Source organism: Candidatus Marinarcus aquaticus, from assembly GCF_004116335.1.
Taxonomy (GTDB): Bacteria; Campylobacterota; Campylobacteria; order Campylobacterales; family Arcobacteraceae; genus Marinarcus; species Marinarcus aquaticus.
In genome coordinates this window covers 101,842-116,692 of sequence record NZ_PDKN01000003.1, presented here as the reverse complement: position 1 = coordinate 116,692, position 14,851 = coordinate 101,842, and the positions used below count along the sequence as shown (strand labels likewise).

The 14,851-nt window shown below is 35.2% G+C and carries 13 protein-coding genes; 10 read left to right on the top strand and 3 right to left on the bottom strand.

Annotated elements, in window-relative coordinates:
- From CRV04_RS05450 to CRV04_RS05430, 5 genes are all read left to right on the top strand, one after another.
- Positions 1 to 846 (top strand): ATP phosphoribosyltransferase regulatory subunit, encoded by an 846-nt coding sequence (locus CRV04_RS05450; protein WP_128995815.1) that lies wholly within the window; start codon positions 1 to 3, stop codon positions 844 to 846.
- Between the two features lies 1 nt (position 847).
- On the top strand, positions 848 to 2,098 hold the full coding sequence (locus CRV04_RS05445) for an adenylosuccinate synthase (protein ID WP_128995814.1): 1,251 nt from the start codon (positions 848 to 850) through the stop codon (positions 2,096 to 2,098).
- Between the two features lie 4 nt (positions 2,099 to 2,102).
- Positions 2,103 to 2,654: a DUF507 family protein gene (locus CRV04_RS05440; RefSeq protein WP_128995813.1), complete on the top strand. Its 552-nt coding sequence runs from the start codon at positions 2,103 to 2,105 to the stop codon at positions 2,652 to 2,654.
- Position 2,655: 1 nt separating this feature from the next.
- Positions 2,656 to 3,780, top strand: coding sequence for a glutamine-hydrolyzing carbamoyl-phosphate synthase small subunit (carA, locus tag CRV04_RS05435; RefSeq protein ID WP_128995812.1), 1,125 nt, complete (start codon positions 2,656 to 2,658; stop codon positions 3,778 to 3,780).
- A 236-nt stretch (positions 3,781 to 4,016) separates the two neighbouring features.
- Positions 4,017 to 6,080: a DUF262 domain-containing protein gene (locus tag CRV04_RS05430; protein ID WP_128995811.1), complete on the top strand. Its 2,064-nt coding sequence runs from the start codon at positions 4,017 to 4,019 to the stop codon at positions 6,078 to 6,080.
- A gap of 115 nt (positions 6,081 to 6,195) precedes the next feature.
- Here the strand turns inward: CRV04_RS05430 and CRV04_RS05425 are convergent, their stop codons facing one another.
- The 3 genes from CRV04_RS05425 to CRV04_RS05415 are packed head-to-tail and all read right to left on the bottom strand — an operon-like array spanning position 6,196 to position 8,684.
- Positions 6,196 to 6,666, bottom strand: coding sequence for a phosphatidylglycerophosphatase A family protein (locus CRV04_RS05425; RefSeq protein ID WP_128995810.1), 471 nt, complete (start codon positions 6,664 to 6,666; stop codon positions 6,196 to 6,198).
- Between the two features lie 9 nt (positions 6,667 to 6,675).
- Positions 6,676 to 7,563, bottom strand: a complete 888-nt coding sequence (locus CRV04_RS05420) for a response regulator (RefSeq protein ID WP_128995809.1) — start codon at positions 7,561 to 7,563, stop codon at positions 6,676 to 6,678.
- Complete coding sequence (locus CRV04_RS05415; RefSeq protein WP_128995808.1) at positions 7,560 to 8,684, bottom strand: bifunctional 2-C-methyl-D-erythritol 4-phosphate cytidylyltransferase/2-C-methyl-D-erythritol 2,4-cyclodiphosphate synthase; 1,125 nt, start codon at positions 8,682 to 8,684, stop codon at positions 7,560 to 7,562. The genes CRV04_RS05420 and CRV04_RS05415 overlap by 4 nt, the downstream gene beginning before the upstream one ends.
- A 216-nt stretch (positions 8,685 to 8,900) precedes the next feature.
- Between CRV04_RS05415 and thiC the strand changes: the two genes are divergently transcribed.
- From thiC to CRV04_RS05390, 5 genes are all read left to right on the top strand, one after another.
- The gene (thiC, locus tag CRV04_RS05410; protein ID WP_128995807.1) at positions 8,901 to 10,247 is read left to right on the top strand and encodes a phosphomethylpyrimidine synthase ThiC; all 1,347 of its coding nucleotides are present in this window, start codon (positions 8,901 to 8,903) and stop codon (positions 10,245 to 10,247) included.
- Between the two features lie 190 nt (positions 10,248 to 10,437).
- Positions 10,438 to 11,604: an Mrp/NBP35 family ATP-binding protein gene (locus tag CRV04_RS05405; RefSeq protein ID WP_128995806.1), complete on the top strand. Its 1,167-nt coding sequence runs from the start codon at positions 10,438 to 10,440 to the stop codon at positions 11,602 to 11,604.
- Positions 11,605 to 11,727: 123 nt separating this feature from the next.
- Positions 11,728 to 12,879 carry a trans-sulfuration enzyme family protein gene (locus tag CRV04_RS05400; protein WP_128995805.1) on the top strand — a complete coding sequence of 384 codons (1,152 nt, stop codon included), beginning with the start codon at positions 11,728 to 11,730 and terminating at the stop codon, positions 12,877 to 12,879.
- Positions 12,880 to 14,373: a PLP-dependent transferase gene (locus tag CRV04_RS05395; RefSeq protein ID WP_128995804.1), complete on the top strand. Its 1,494-nt coding sequence runs from the start codon at positions 12,880 to 12,882 to the stop codon at positions 14,371 to 14,373. It abuts the gene before it with no gap.
- Between the two features lie 19 nt (positions 14,374 to 14,392).
- Positions 14,393 to 14,737, top strand: coding sequence for a nucleotide pyrophosphohydrolase (locus tag CRV04_RS05390; RefSeq protein ID WP_128995803.1), 345 nt, complete (start codon positions 14,393 to 14,395; stop codon positions 14,735 to 14,737).
- Positions 14,738 to 14,851: the final 114 nt, after the last annotated feature.

Below are 14,851 nucleotides of genomic sequence, written 5' to 3'. Positions count from 1 at the left end.
ATGATTTTTGAACACGAGATACCTAAAGGAAGCCGACTCTACTTTGGTAAGACTGCAAAAAAAAAGCGAGCCTTAGAGAACAAAGTAAGTGACGTACTTTATAAGCAAGGGTTTGAAGAGGTGATTACACCCAACTTCTCATACTCTCAACACCAAAGTATAGAAAACGACCGAAAGCTTATTACATTTTCAGATGAACAAAATGAGCAAGTCGCACTACGAGCGGATTCAACGTTGGATGTGGTACGAATCATCACCAAACGTTTAGGGCGAACCACTTCACACAAAAAATGGTTCTATATTCAACCGGTATTTTCATACCCTTCAACAGAAGATTACCAAATAGGGTGTGAGTGGATTGACCACGATGATATTTCAGACATCATTGCATTAACCGCAACGATTTTAAAAGAGTTGAAGATTGCACCTATTTTGCAAATTTCTAATATCAATATTCCAAAGCTTGTTGCCCAAGAGTTGGATTTGGATATGGAGCTATTTAAAAACGGTGAGATTGCAAAACTGTTTGAACTGAATATTCCTTGGTTGGAAGCACTGATTAAAGTAAAAAGCAGTACAGACTTAGAAGAAGCAATCAAGTTAGCACCAAGCAGTATCAAAGAAGAACTGGTTAAATTGCTCAACGTAGCTTTAGGTATAAAATATTCCAATATTGTGATTGCACCGCTGTATTACGGGTGCATGAAATATTATGATGATATTTATTACAGAGTGATAGATAAAAATTTAACACTGTGTAACGGTGGAAGTTATAAGAGTGAAGGGATGAACTCTTTAGGGTTTGCACTATATTCAGATAATTTATTAAAAGTTTTAGAGGATTAAGATGAAAGCAGATGTAATTGTAGGTATTCAATGGGGAGATGAAGGAAAAGGTAAGATGGTGGACATGCTTGCCCAAAAGTATGATGTGGTGTGTCGAAGTCAAGGTGGACACAACGCAGGACATACGATTTGGGTAGATGGTGTACGATACGCTTTACACTTGATTCCATCAGGAGTTTTAAATCCAAAGGCCATTAACATCATTGGAAATGGAGTGGTTGTCTCTCCGGAAGCCATTATCAAAGAGATGGAGCAGTTCAATGATTTACAAGGGCGACTCTTTATCTCTGATAAAGCGCACTTAAATTTACCATACCATGCGTTAATAGACCAAGCAAAAGAGAAGCTTAAAGGGGATAAAGCTATTGGTACAACAGGTAAAGGTATCGGACCTGCATACTCTGAGAAGATCAGTCGAACAGGTTTTAGAGTAGGTGAGTTGTTAAACCCAACAAAATTAGCTGATGGTATTGTAGAGTACTTTGAGCAAAACAAAGCAATTTTTGATGTATTAGAGATTGATACACCAAACAAAGCTGAGTTGGTTGAACTGTTAAGTTCATACAAAGCAAAACTGGAGCCATATATTGCCAACACAACAAACATGATTTGGGAAGCAATTGACCAAAACAAAAAGATATTGTTAGAGGGTGCTCAAGGTACACTGCTTGATATCGACCATGGGACATACCCATACGTTACCTCTTCATCTTGTGTGAGTGCAGGTGCGTGTACAGGGTTAGGAATTTCGCCAAAAGATATTGGCGTGGTTACAGGTATTGTTAAAGCCTATACAACTCGAGTAGGAAATGGACCGTTTCCATCTGAAGACTTCACTGAGCAAGGGCAAAAGATTGCCAGCATCGGTAAAGAAGTGGGCGTTACAACAGGACGAGGGCGACGATGTGGTTGGTTTGATGCGATTGCTGTTAAACATGCTGCACGACTCAATGGTTGTGACCAGCTTTCATTAATGAAACTGGATGTTTTAGATGGATTCCCTAAAATCAAAATTTGTGTTGCCTATGATTTAAACGGTGAGCGAATTGATTATATGCCATCCGATTTAGAGAGTGTAAAACCTATCTATGAAGAGTTTGATGGTTGGGAGAGTGTTGTTGGATGCAGAGAGTTTGATGCACTTCCAGAGAATGCAAAAAAATATATTAAAAAAATTGAAGAATTGACGAATGTAAAAGTGGGTATAGTTTCTACCTCACCAGAAAGAGACGATACAATTATAAGAGGATAAGCCTATGAAAATGAAGTTACATCACACGCCTTATATATCAAGAAGAATTGCTAAAGACTTAGTGAACTGTCCTTTTGTTGAAATCAGAAAAGAGAAAGACAGCATTGCACGAGAAGTGGAAAGAATTCTGGATACCGATATTGAAAGAGAGTTGGATCTAGACGAAAAAGTAGATGAAGTACTGCAACAACAAGAGGATAATATAGAGTTTTATAACGCAGATTACCGACAACTTTTTTGGATGGCTAAAAAAAGAATGGCCAATGAAGCCGGTGTTATTTTAAACAGTGAAGATCGATTTTCTGATATTGCACACCAAATTTTAGACTATTTATGGGAAGAGGACTTTATTCACTATACGGTTTCAGATAACCAAGTTAAAAATGTGATTTTCGCTTCAATTGATGAGTTTATCAAAGGGTTTGAATTAGCAGATGATGCCGTGTTTAAAAAGATTAAAAACTATAAACGAAAATTGATACCAGGAACAGAAGAGTACGACTTAATCTATCAAAGATTATACGAAGAAGAATTGATTAAAAGAGGATTGATGTAACATGCAAAAAGTGTGGATATATTTAGAAAATGGAACGTTTTTAGAAGCAGATTCATTTGGTGCTACTGGTACAACAGTGGGTGAAATTGTATTTAATACTTCACTGACAGGATACCAAGAGATTATCACTGACCCAAGTTATGCAGGACAGTTTGTAACGTTTACAATGCCTGAAATTGGTAACGTTGGGGTCAATGAAGATGATATGGAGAGTGCTCAAGCACACTGTAAAGGTGTATTGGTACGAAACTATCATCATGAACACTCAAATTTCCGTTCACAAGGGGATTTGGATACACTACTGAAAAAATACAATGTGGTGGGTATTTGCAACATTGATACACGTTTTTTGACAAAAATGTTAAGAGATGAAGGGGCAATGATGATGATTGCTTCAACTGAAATCTTTTCAAAAGAGGAGTTGGCAAAAGAGCTTGCGAACAGCCCTAGAATTGAAGAGATTAACTACATCAAACAAGTCTCTACAAAAGAGTCTTACATTCATAAATATGGTGCTTGGAACCATGAAAAAATGGCGTATAATAAAGCGGTGATGAGTGATAAAAAAGTTGTGGTACTTGACTTTGGTGTGAAAAGAAACATTTTAAATGAGCTTGTTGAATCAGGACTTGAAGTAGAAGTGGTACCTTCAACATTCAAAGCTGAAGAGTTAATTGAACGATTTAACGCAGGTGAAATTGGCGGAATCTTCTTGTCAAATGGTCCTGGAGATCCATTGACATTGGTTGAAGAGAAAAAAGAAGTTCAAAAACTTCTTGATAAAAATATCCCAATCTTTGCTATTTGCTTGGGACACCAAATGTTATCGATTGCACATGGATATGACACATATAAGTTGAAATTTGGTCAACACGGTGGTAACCACCCCGTGGCAAATCCTGAGACAATGGTGGTTGAGATTACGGCTCAAAACCACAACTATAATGTGCCTGATAACATCACTGAGATTGCCGAAGTTACGCATCAAAACTTATTTGATAATACGATTGAGGGTGTGAGATATAAAGGGAAACCGATTTTCTCAGTACAGCATCACCCGGAGGCTTCACCAGGACCTCATGAGTCGAAGTATATCTTCGCTGAGTTTGCAAAAATAGTAAAATAATTCACTAAAACAGCTATTTATATTCATCTTCGGCGTTCGAAGATGAATTGTAGCTCAGTCACTTACTTCAGTAAGCTCCTTCACTAAAATTCCCTTCTGCCTTGAATCTAAACATAACTAGCTATTTATGTAGTTAAGTTACAGTTATAAAATTAAAAACTAAAATGACGCAAATTTATGACTATTAAGTTATTTAAATAATATACTTATTTTATAAAACAATATGGTGGTATATTATGAAAGCAAAAGAAAGAAGATTTTTACACTTTTTAGAAGGTTCTGATAAACATTTTGTTATACCTGTTTATCAACGTAATTATGATTGGAAACAAGAACACTGTAAGCAATTGTTTAATGATTTAATTGATGTGTCTGAAAATAGCCGTACACACTTTTTAGGCTCACTAGTATCAATATATAATGATAATGGAGAAGATAGAGAATATTTAATTATTGATGGACAACAAAGAGTAACAACTTTATCACTATGTTTATTAGCAATGTATAAAATAATTGAAAAAGAATTATTGGATACTACAATTAAAAAAGAACAAATAAAAGATGAGTATTTAATAAATAAATATTCAAATGATGAAAAAAAAATACGTTTAAAACCAGTTAAAAATGACAAAGAAGCCTTTTCTGCACTTTTTAAAGATGAAGAAGACTTTATTGAAAATTCAAATATTACAATTAATTATAAATATTTTTATAATAGAATTTTAGAGGAAGAAATATCATTAGAGCAACTATTTGCAGCTATAAGACAATTAGTAATTGTAGAAATAGAATTAAAAAATGGTGAAGACGACCCCCAATTAATATTTGAAAGTCTTAATTCAACAGGTTTAGATTTAACAGAAGCAGACAAAGTAAGAAATTTTATTTTAATGAAAGAAACACCAAGTAAACAAGAGGAATTTTACAATGACTATTGGAATAGAATAGAAAAAAATACTAACTATAATGTTAGTGATTTCATAAGAGACTATTTAACAATAAAAGAACGAGCAATCCCTAATAAGAATAAAGTATATTTTCATTTTAAAAAATATGTAAATGAGAATTTTTTTACAATAGAAGATATAGATAATGTTGAACCATTACTGAAAGACTTATTACAATTTTCAAAATATTATAAAGCAATAATCAATAGTAGTAGTAATTCAAATACTATAAGCAAAATTATATATAAAATCAATAAATTAGAAAGTATAGTAACATATCCATTTATAATGGAAGTAATGCATGATAAAGAAGAAAAAATCATTAATGAACAAGATGTGGAGTCAATATTAAATATAATAGTAAATTATGTTTTTAGAAGGCTAATTTGTGAAGTACCTACTAATGCTTTAAATAAAATATTTATGGTATTGGGAAGAGAAATCAAAAGATATAATAATTATGAGAATAACTATGTTGATATATTCAAATATGTATTGGTTAAAAAAAGACTCTCTCAAAGATTCCCAGAAAATGATGAATTTAGTGAAAAAATTATGTTAAAAGATATTTATAATTTTAAGAATAAGAACAAATTATTTTTATTAGAACAATTAGAAAACTATAATAACAAAGAAAGAGTTGAACTTGAACATCTTATTAATAATAATGAGTTAACAATAGAGCATATTATGCCTAGAAAGCTAAATAATAAGTGGAGGAATATGCTAGGTGAAAAGCATGATGAAATTTATCATAAATATCTACATACGATAGGGAATATTACGTTAACAGGATATAACTCAGAAATGAGCAATAGACCATTTCAAGAGAAAAGGGATATGGAGAAAGGCTTTAAACATAGTAGACTATATTTAAATGAATATATAAAAGAATGTGAAATATGGAATGAGAATACAATTATTCAGCGAGCAAATATATTAAAAGACAGAGCTCTTAAAATCTGGGAGTATCCAAGTACAAACTTTATACCAGAAGAAGATAATGAAAAATTTAAACTTTACACTTTAAGTGATGAAGATGTAAGTTTTGCTGGAGAAAAAATAATTACATATAGATTTATGGATGAAAAAGAAAAAAGTGTAAAAAGTTGGAAAGAGTTTTTTATTGATGTTAATCTTGAATTATCAGAATTAGATCAAGTAAAGTTTAAACAAATAGTATTTGAACATCATTATGATTATGATGGTGTATCGAAAGATAAAGATAGTTTTGCTATTGATGGATTTCATATGTATACAAATCTAAGTGCAGACTCAATACTTACTAGACTAAGAATATTAGTTGACAAGATAGGGTTCGATTTGGATGATATAAGTTTTACAATAAAGTAGGAAGATAAATATAAAATTCATATTGTAATGAAGTTCAAGGAAGAGGAGTTAATTTGTGAGTGAGCTTAGTTGTCTAAGTGAGCGAATAAATTCGCTCATTTGACGCTGAAATTCGTTATAAGATGAATTTTACCAAGAGTTGGTAGGTACCTGCAGTGGCAACACCTGCCGCAATCCCTGCAATAATATCATCACCCATGACACCCCAACCACCTTCAATCTTCTCATCAATCTTACCAATAATAGATGGTTTCCAAATATCAAAGAGTCGGAAGTAAATAAATGCCAACGGCGCCATATAAAGCATATTATCCATGGTGATATTACATACAGAAAGGGCAATCCACATTCCTACAAGTTCATCAATGACGATCTCTTTACTGTCGTGCTCTCCGACCTCTTTTTCATACGCATCAATCTGTTTAACTGCAATAACAGTAATTAACACAGAGAGCATAAAAAGGTTGGATACAGACATAAATGTAAGCAGTGCCAGTCCCAAGATTAAAGCCAAAAGGCTTCCAACGGTTCCGGGTGCTTTTGGGCTAAGCCCAGTGTAAAAAACAGTTAAAAATAGTTTTCGCAAAAGGTGTCCTTACTTTTTCTTCTCAATACCCAGTTTTTTTCTCTTTTCCCAAAGAGATTTTCGTGAAATCCCCAGTTTTTTAGAGAGTTCCGTATCAGGGTATTTGCTTTGAAACGATACAACCATGAGTTTCACATAATCGTTAATGGTCATGATATTATCATTAATCACTACCATGTCAGGTCTTTTCAATTTCGTTTTTTCATACGGAAAGTCATCTTCAGATTCCAGTGAACATAAAATACACTGTTTGTCTTCAATGATGGCATTTAAGTTATCTTTGGCTGATTTTTTAAGCGTATGATAATCGGTTAAATAAAGAAGTTCTTTAGGCTTAGAGTTTTGAATATCACGTTGCCAGTTATCTTTAGATAAAGAGATAAAGCTGATAGGCGTATTGAGTTTATAAGAGAATTCAAAAGCAATTTTGTCCACACACTTTTGTGAGTTGGTTTCAATCAGCAGTGGGAAGTGTGAGTGCAGTGGCGTATCTTCTAAATCAATATCTCGGAAAATAAACTCTAGGTATTGACGCATATTGTTGAGCTCTTGTTTGAGCTGTCTACAGTCTTTAAAGTGGTAGATTTTTCGAAGCAATTCATCCATGATGAATGGCTTCATGATATAATCTTTGGCTCCAGATTTAATTGGGTCTGTTACCGTTTCATCACTGATGTAAGAAACCAATAAAATCACAATAGAGTCTTCAAATTTTTTGATGATTTCACTGCAGTTGATGTTGGGCATGGATGTGGATAAAAGAACAATATCAAAATCTGTTTCATCCGGAATGGCATTTGCTGTTTCAGCATAGACACACTGGTGACCGTCATCAAGTAACCTTGAGACAACTTTTTGGGCTAAGTAGACCTCATTTTCAATGATTAATATATTCATAAACACTTCCAATCATAATATTTCAACGCTGCACTGCTTTGTACAGCAACTCCCTCTTTTCTCCCTACAAAACCAAGCTTTTCTGCTGTGGTCGCTTTGATATTCACACATTGTTTTGGTATGTTTAACAGTTCTGAGATGGTCGTTTTTATGTTGTGTTTATAAGGGTTTATTTTAGGTTGTTGTGCAACGATGGTCAGATCCACATTGACAATCTCATAACCCACGCTATAAATAAACGCCACAATCTCTGTTAATAATTTTTTTGAATCAATATTTTTATATTGAGCATCCGTATCGGGGAAAAACTCTCCAATATCTCCTGCACCTGCTGCTCCTAAAAGGGCATCAATCAATGAATGAATTAAAACATCACCGTCACTGTGCGCTTTAAATCCATACGGTACGTCGATTTCAACGCCCCCTAAAACCATCTTTTTGCCCTCTTCAAAAGGATGGATATCAAAACCAGTGCCCACAAAGGTTGCATTTGATGGCGCTTTTACACAGCTTAGGTGTTTTAAATCTTCATCAAAGGTCAACTTCATTGAAGCTTTATCTCCCAGAATATACTTAACGGTACCACCAGCATCTTTAATCGCTGAACTGTCGTCTGTAAACTCTTTTGAAGAGTTCAGTGCCTCTTTGAGTTTGGCTGTTTTGGACAGTTGAGGTGTCTGTATGAGTTTAACATTTTCACGATGAATCGTCTCATCCTCATACACCACTGTATCACTGACATTTAAATATGGAACAATGCAATCAGCATTCCCTTTGTTTGAAACCAACGCATCAATCACATGCGATGGCACACAGCTTCGTGCAACATCTGAAATCATCACGTATTCGCTCGTAACCTTTTGAAGCGCATTTTTCATCGACTCTTGACGTGTTTGACCACCTGCTACATAATGAAATTGGTCATCAAAGTTTTGCATATAGTTCAGTTCATGGTGGGAAGATACGACAATAATTTTGTCAAAATCATAATAAGAAGATAATTTGTTTGTAACAAATAACCACAAAGGATTGTGTTCAGTCCTTAACCATTGCTTCTTGGCAGACAGACCAAATCTACTAGAAGACCCAGCACACAGCATTACAAGTGTAATGTTACCCAACTCTACTCCTTTGTGTAAAAAAGTTACATAGTATATTGAAACAAAACTTAAGCCCTCATCGATAAAAAAATTAATTATCTCACTTAATCTTTACATAAAGTAGACATAATACAAAATGAAACGTCGCAGATAATATCTTTAATTTAGTTTTGTAAATTAAGGTTTTCTAATCTTAATCTGCTATAATTTTTGAAAATTTAGATTAGGATTTATATTATGAGAGATTGGCTAGACAATCATAAAAATGATGAAGTAAGAACGCAAATGTATTATGCCAAACAAGGCATTATTACGCCAGACATGGAGTATGTAGCAAAAGTAGAAAATCTAGACGTCGAACTTGTACGAAGTGAAGTTGCCCGAGGTCGTTTAATTATACCAGCCAATGTAAATCACAGAAACCTTAACCCTATGGCAATTGGTATGGCCTCTACGTGTAAAATCAATGCAAACATTGGTTCTTCTGCACTGGCTTCGGATATTGACGGAGAGATTGAAAAAGTAGATGTATCACTTAAATATGGTGCAGATACCATTATGGATTTAAGTACGGGTGGCGATTTGGATGCCATTCGTGAAGCAGTTATTGCCCACTCAACTGTGCCTGTAGGTACGGTACCTATTTATCAAATTATTCATGATTGTGGGAATGACATCAACAATTTAACAATTGAAGCGATGCTTAAAACACTTGAAAAACAAGCACAGCAAGGGGTGAGTTATTTCACCATTCATGCAGGTTTTCTTCTGTCAATGATGCCACACGTTGCAAAACGTAAAATGGGTATCGTTTCGCGAGGTGGTTCACTCATGGCTTCTTGGATGATGCACTATCATAAAGAGAATCCATTTTATGAAGCGTATGACGATATTTTAGATATTTGTAAAAAATATGATGTATCACTCTCTTTAGGAGACTCCTTACGACCAGGATGTTTAGCAGATGCAAGTGATGAAGCACAACTAGGTGAGCTTAAAGTCCTAGGTGAATTGACACTGCGAGCATGGGAAAAAGATGTTCAAGTAATGATTGAAGGACCAGGACACGTGCCATTAAATCAAATTGAGCGAAACATGAAATTAGAGCGAGAGTATTGCCATGAAGCACCGTTTTATATTCTAGGACCACTTACAACAGACATCGCAGCAGGTTACGATCACATCTCTTCTGCTATTGGTGCTGCCGTTGGTGGATGGCATGGGGCTTCTATGTTATGTTACGTAACACCAAAAGAGCACTTAGGATTACCCAATGCAAATGACGTACGTGAAGGGATTATTGCGTATAAAATTGCGGCACACTCAGCAGACATTGCACGAGGAAGAAAAGGGGCACGAGACATTGATGATGAGATGTCAGATGCTCGATACTCTTTTGACTGGAACAGACAATTTGAGTTGTGCTTAGACCCTGAGAGAGCAAAAGAGTACCACGATGAAACATTGCCTCAAGATGTATTTAAAGAAGCAGAGTTTTGTTCTATGTGTGGACCAAAATTTTGTTCGTATAAAATCACACAACAAATTGTGGAGAAGCATCCAGCAACAATGGGAAGCAAATAAACACTTTTTAAAAGAGTAAAAATAACGAAGGCTTGGGCTAAAATCCAAGCCTTTTTTATTTTTGAACTAAAGCAAAATTTGACTATAATACCTTTTTAATAGAAAATTTTGGAATTAAACCGTCTAATTAAGATAAAAATTATCCTATTTAACATACAATACGAAAAACTAACGATATAAAGGAACAAATATGGCAACAGTAGCTGATATTAAAAATGAATTACAATCTGTTTTATATCCGGGATTCAACAAATCAATCATGGACTTTGGCTTTGTAAAAGATGTACAAGTCAATGGAAGTGGTGTGGACATAAGTATAGAAATCACTTCAAGTGCGCAAGATGTTGAGCAACAACTTCGTGCAGACATCACAGCATGTATGCAAAAAGTGGGTGTTGATGATCTCAAATTAGAGATTAAAAAACCCGAAGCACCTAAACAACAAAGCAACTCAATGAGTGGCAAAAACGTAGCACCTCAAATTAAAAATTTTGTAATGGTCAGTTCAGGAAAAGGTGGAGTGGGTAAATCAACCACCACTGTAAACTTAGCTGTAGCTGCAGCCATGCAAGGAAAACGAGTAGGAATTTTAGATGCCGATATTTATGGACCAAATATTCCTCGTATGATGGGACTTCAAGGTCAAGATGTAGAAGTCGTTGGAAATAAAGCGAAACCATTTAAAGCGTATGGTGTTGATGTGATGTCTATGGGTTCACTTATGGAAGAGGGACAAGCCCTTATTTGGAGAGGTGCGATGATCATGAAAGCCATCGAACAACTCTTAAGAGATATTTTATGGGAAGAGTTGGATATTCTGTTTATTGATATGCCTCCAGGTACAGGGGATGCTCAATTAACGTTGGCTCAAAGTGTTCCTGTAACAGCAGGAGTCAATGTAACCACACCACAACACGTTGCACTGGATGACTCACGAAGAAGTTTAGACATGTTTAAAAAACTGCATATTCCTATTGCCGGTATTGTTGAAAATATGAGCGGCTTTGTATGTCCAAGCTGTGAAACAGAATCAGACATTTTTGGACAAGGAACATGTGAAGAGTTAGCAAAACAGTATGATACACAAGTTCTTGGAAACATTCCTATTGAACCATCCATCAGAGTAGGCGGGGATGAGGGTAAACCAATTGTTTATCACTATCCAGAGAGCCTTTCAGGAAAACGATATATGAAAGCAGCAGAAACATTGATTGCACAAATTGATGCTGTGAATGCAGGTGGTGGGGCAGACAATGCAGCCATTCAACCAAACACACCTCCAGGGGTAAGTGCATGCTCAACAGCAGGTGCTACACAAGCTCAGAAAAACGATGGAGGATGTGGTTGTAGCCACTAATCTATAGCCATTTTACAGAGGAATCTCCTCTGTACGGTTGCATTATTATAAGCACCTCTAATCTTTCTTATATCTAAACATTATAAATCATTGGCTATAATGCCAAAAAATGTTAGGACAACCATGCAAAAAAAGATAGAGACACAGCTTGCACACTTACAAGAATTTTCAAAGATTAAGGACCCTTTTGGTGCTTCCCACTTTCCTATTTATAACACAGGTACATTTGATTTAAAGAAACAAAAGGGTGATAAAATTTATGACTACACTCGAAGTGATAACCCAACCAGAGAAGTCTTAGAGAACCTCTTTACTGAAGTTGAAGGTGGAGCAGGATGCGTTTGTACGCATACAGGTATTGCCTCTGTGGCACTGCTGTTTGAAACGGTGTTAAAAGCCAACTCTCATATCTTAGTGGAAGCCGATTGTTATGGTGGAACCTTTAGACTGCTTAAAGTATTTAAAGAAAAATACAATATTACCGTACACTTTGCTGATTTTTTAGAATTAGATACCTTAGAGAGTATTTTGAAAAACAATCCAATCGAGTTGGTATTGTGTGAATCTCCAACCAACCCAGGGCTTAAAATCATTGATTTAAAAGCCGTTGCAAAAGTGTGTAAAGCAAACAGTGCTTTATTTGCAGTGGATAATTCATTGGCAACGTTTATGTCTCAACGTCCACTTGAATTGGGTGCCGACTTCTCTTTATTTTCAACCACAAAATATGTCAGTGGTCATGGAAGTGTAGTTGCAGGGGCGATTGTAGCAAAAACGCAAGAGTTAGCAGAGCAAATACATTACTATGCCAATGCACATGGTCGAAGCCAAAATCCAATGGATGTTTTTTTGATTTCATTGGGAATTCCAACATTAAAAATCAGAATGAAAGCGCACCAAGAAGCGGCTTTAGAGATTGTGAAGTTTTTACAAGAGCAACCGTACATTAAATCAGTGAATTTTCCCGCACTTGAATCGCATGCACAGCATGCATTGGCAAAAGAACAAATGGAGTATATCCCAGGTGTATTCACCGTTGATTTCGTAAGCGTAGAATTAGCAGAGCAGTTCATTGAAAAGACTAAAATATTTGGTGAGAAGTGCTCATTTGGAAGCCCTGATTCAAGAGTGGAAATCCCTGCTAAAATATCTCATGCTTCATTTTCTAAAGAGGAACTTGCTGCCATTGGTATTACAGGCAGTACGGTGCGCTTCTCTATAGGTTTAGAAAACATTGAAGATCTCATTGATGATATCATACAAGCAGTAAAATAGATGAGTAAGACCACTTTTAAACCCATTGCATGTGGTGCCACTTTACCTGTAAATAATATACATGCAGTATCTGTAAGTATCCCTACATTAAGGGAAGTTATAGATTATGAAGAGGGTTTAAATGGTATCCATGATAAGATTAAAAGTGGATACCCAAGATTTATGCTTCATCCCTATTTAAAACTCATGGCACAATACCTTAAAACAAAGTACAATGTTCCTTCTTGTTATGAGGTGGTGTTGCTTTCTTCTAAGAAAGCGGTTAAACTTGTAAGTGATACCTATTTTATACACAATCCTTTTAAAATTGATGAACCTTTTGGGGTTATTTTGGTTTTAAATGAGACTTCTCAGCTTCAAAAAGTGCTCAGTTTTATTCAACACGTGGGCTGTAACCTTTCTTCTCGTTTTGCACAAAAGTATTTGTATGAGCATGGGGTTATTGATAGATTGCATCAAGAAGAGTTGCTGGATACAAACATTGCTAAAACCACGCTTCTTAATATATTGGGTAAAGCGTACAAACAACCAGTAGAAAATATTGCATTGGCACCTTCGGGTATGAATGCAGTCTATGGCGTATTAAAAGGGCTTAAATCGATTCAAAATGCCAACAGCAGAAATATTCTTGTACAGTTTGGATGGCTCTATTTGGATACCATGAATGTGGTGAAACACTACTTTAAACGCAATCGTGTCTTTTATGATATTCACAATAAAAAAGCACTTGAAAAGTATCTCAAGTCATATGGGAAACAGGTCTCCGCTATTGTTACGGAAGTTCCTACCAATCCTTTGGTTCAAACAGTGGATATTAAATGGCTCAAAAACCTGTGCGATGCGTATAATATTCCTTTGGTGATTGACTCTACGTTGGCCACGCCTTATAATGTGGATTTAAAACCGTATGCCGATATCTTTATAGAATCTCTGACAAAGTTTGCATGTGGCAATGCTGATGTACTTATGGGAGCCATTATTCTTAATGAAAACTCGCGTTTTTCCTGTATGCAAAGTGAGTTTTTTAAACATTGTGATGAACCCTATATTCAAGATATACAACGTATTTCATATGAAATTCGTGGTTATGAAGCACGTATGAAAAAAATCAACCATAACACCAAACTGTTAGTTGAGTATTTAGAAAAACAGCCTTATGTTAAAACCATCTATCATACTCATCAAGAGAAGTGTAAAGCCAATTATCAAGCCATACAACGAGATGATTCTGCCTTTGGTGGTCTGATTTCAGTGGTGTTTCATAAACCATTTGATGAAGTCTATGACCAACTTAATTTTGCTAAAGGCCCAAGCTTGGGAACAGAATTTACACTTTTGATGCCCTATGTTTACTTGGCACATTATGATATGATTCAAAGCAAAGAGGGGCAAGCTGTACTTAAAGCATTTGATATGGACATCAATTTGCTTCGTATCTCTGTGGGGTGTGAAGATATAGAAGAGATTAAAAAAGAGTTTGATAAACTGTTGTAACGTTACAAAAGGTTGTACAATGGACATGCAAAAAATTCAAAACATCATCAAAACATTCTCTCGTGAACGTGATTGGGACAGACATCACAATCCTAAAAATCTTGCTATGGCACTCAGCGTTGAAACGGCTGAGCTTGTAGAGATTTTTCAATGGCTCACTCCTGAACAGTGCGACAATTTAACGTCTGAAAAACATGAACATCTCAAAGAAGAAGTAGCCGATGTGGCCGTTTATTTGCTTCGTATTTGTATGGCATATGATATTGATTTAGAAGAAGCGATCATTGAAAAGATGAAAAAGAATGAAAAAAAATATCCACTGTATGATACAAATGGCGAAAAAATAATCTATCAAAAAAAGTAACCTAAGAGGCAAATGGTCAGTTTTATAGTCGTTCTTTTTAGGCTCATTTTATACAAAATAAAAACAGATTTAAATCTTTAAAAAGAGCAATTTTCAGATTGTTTAATTTTTTTA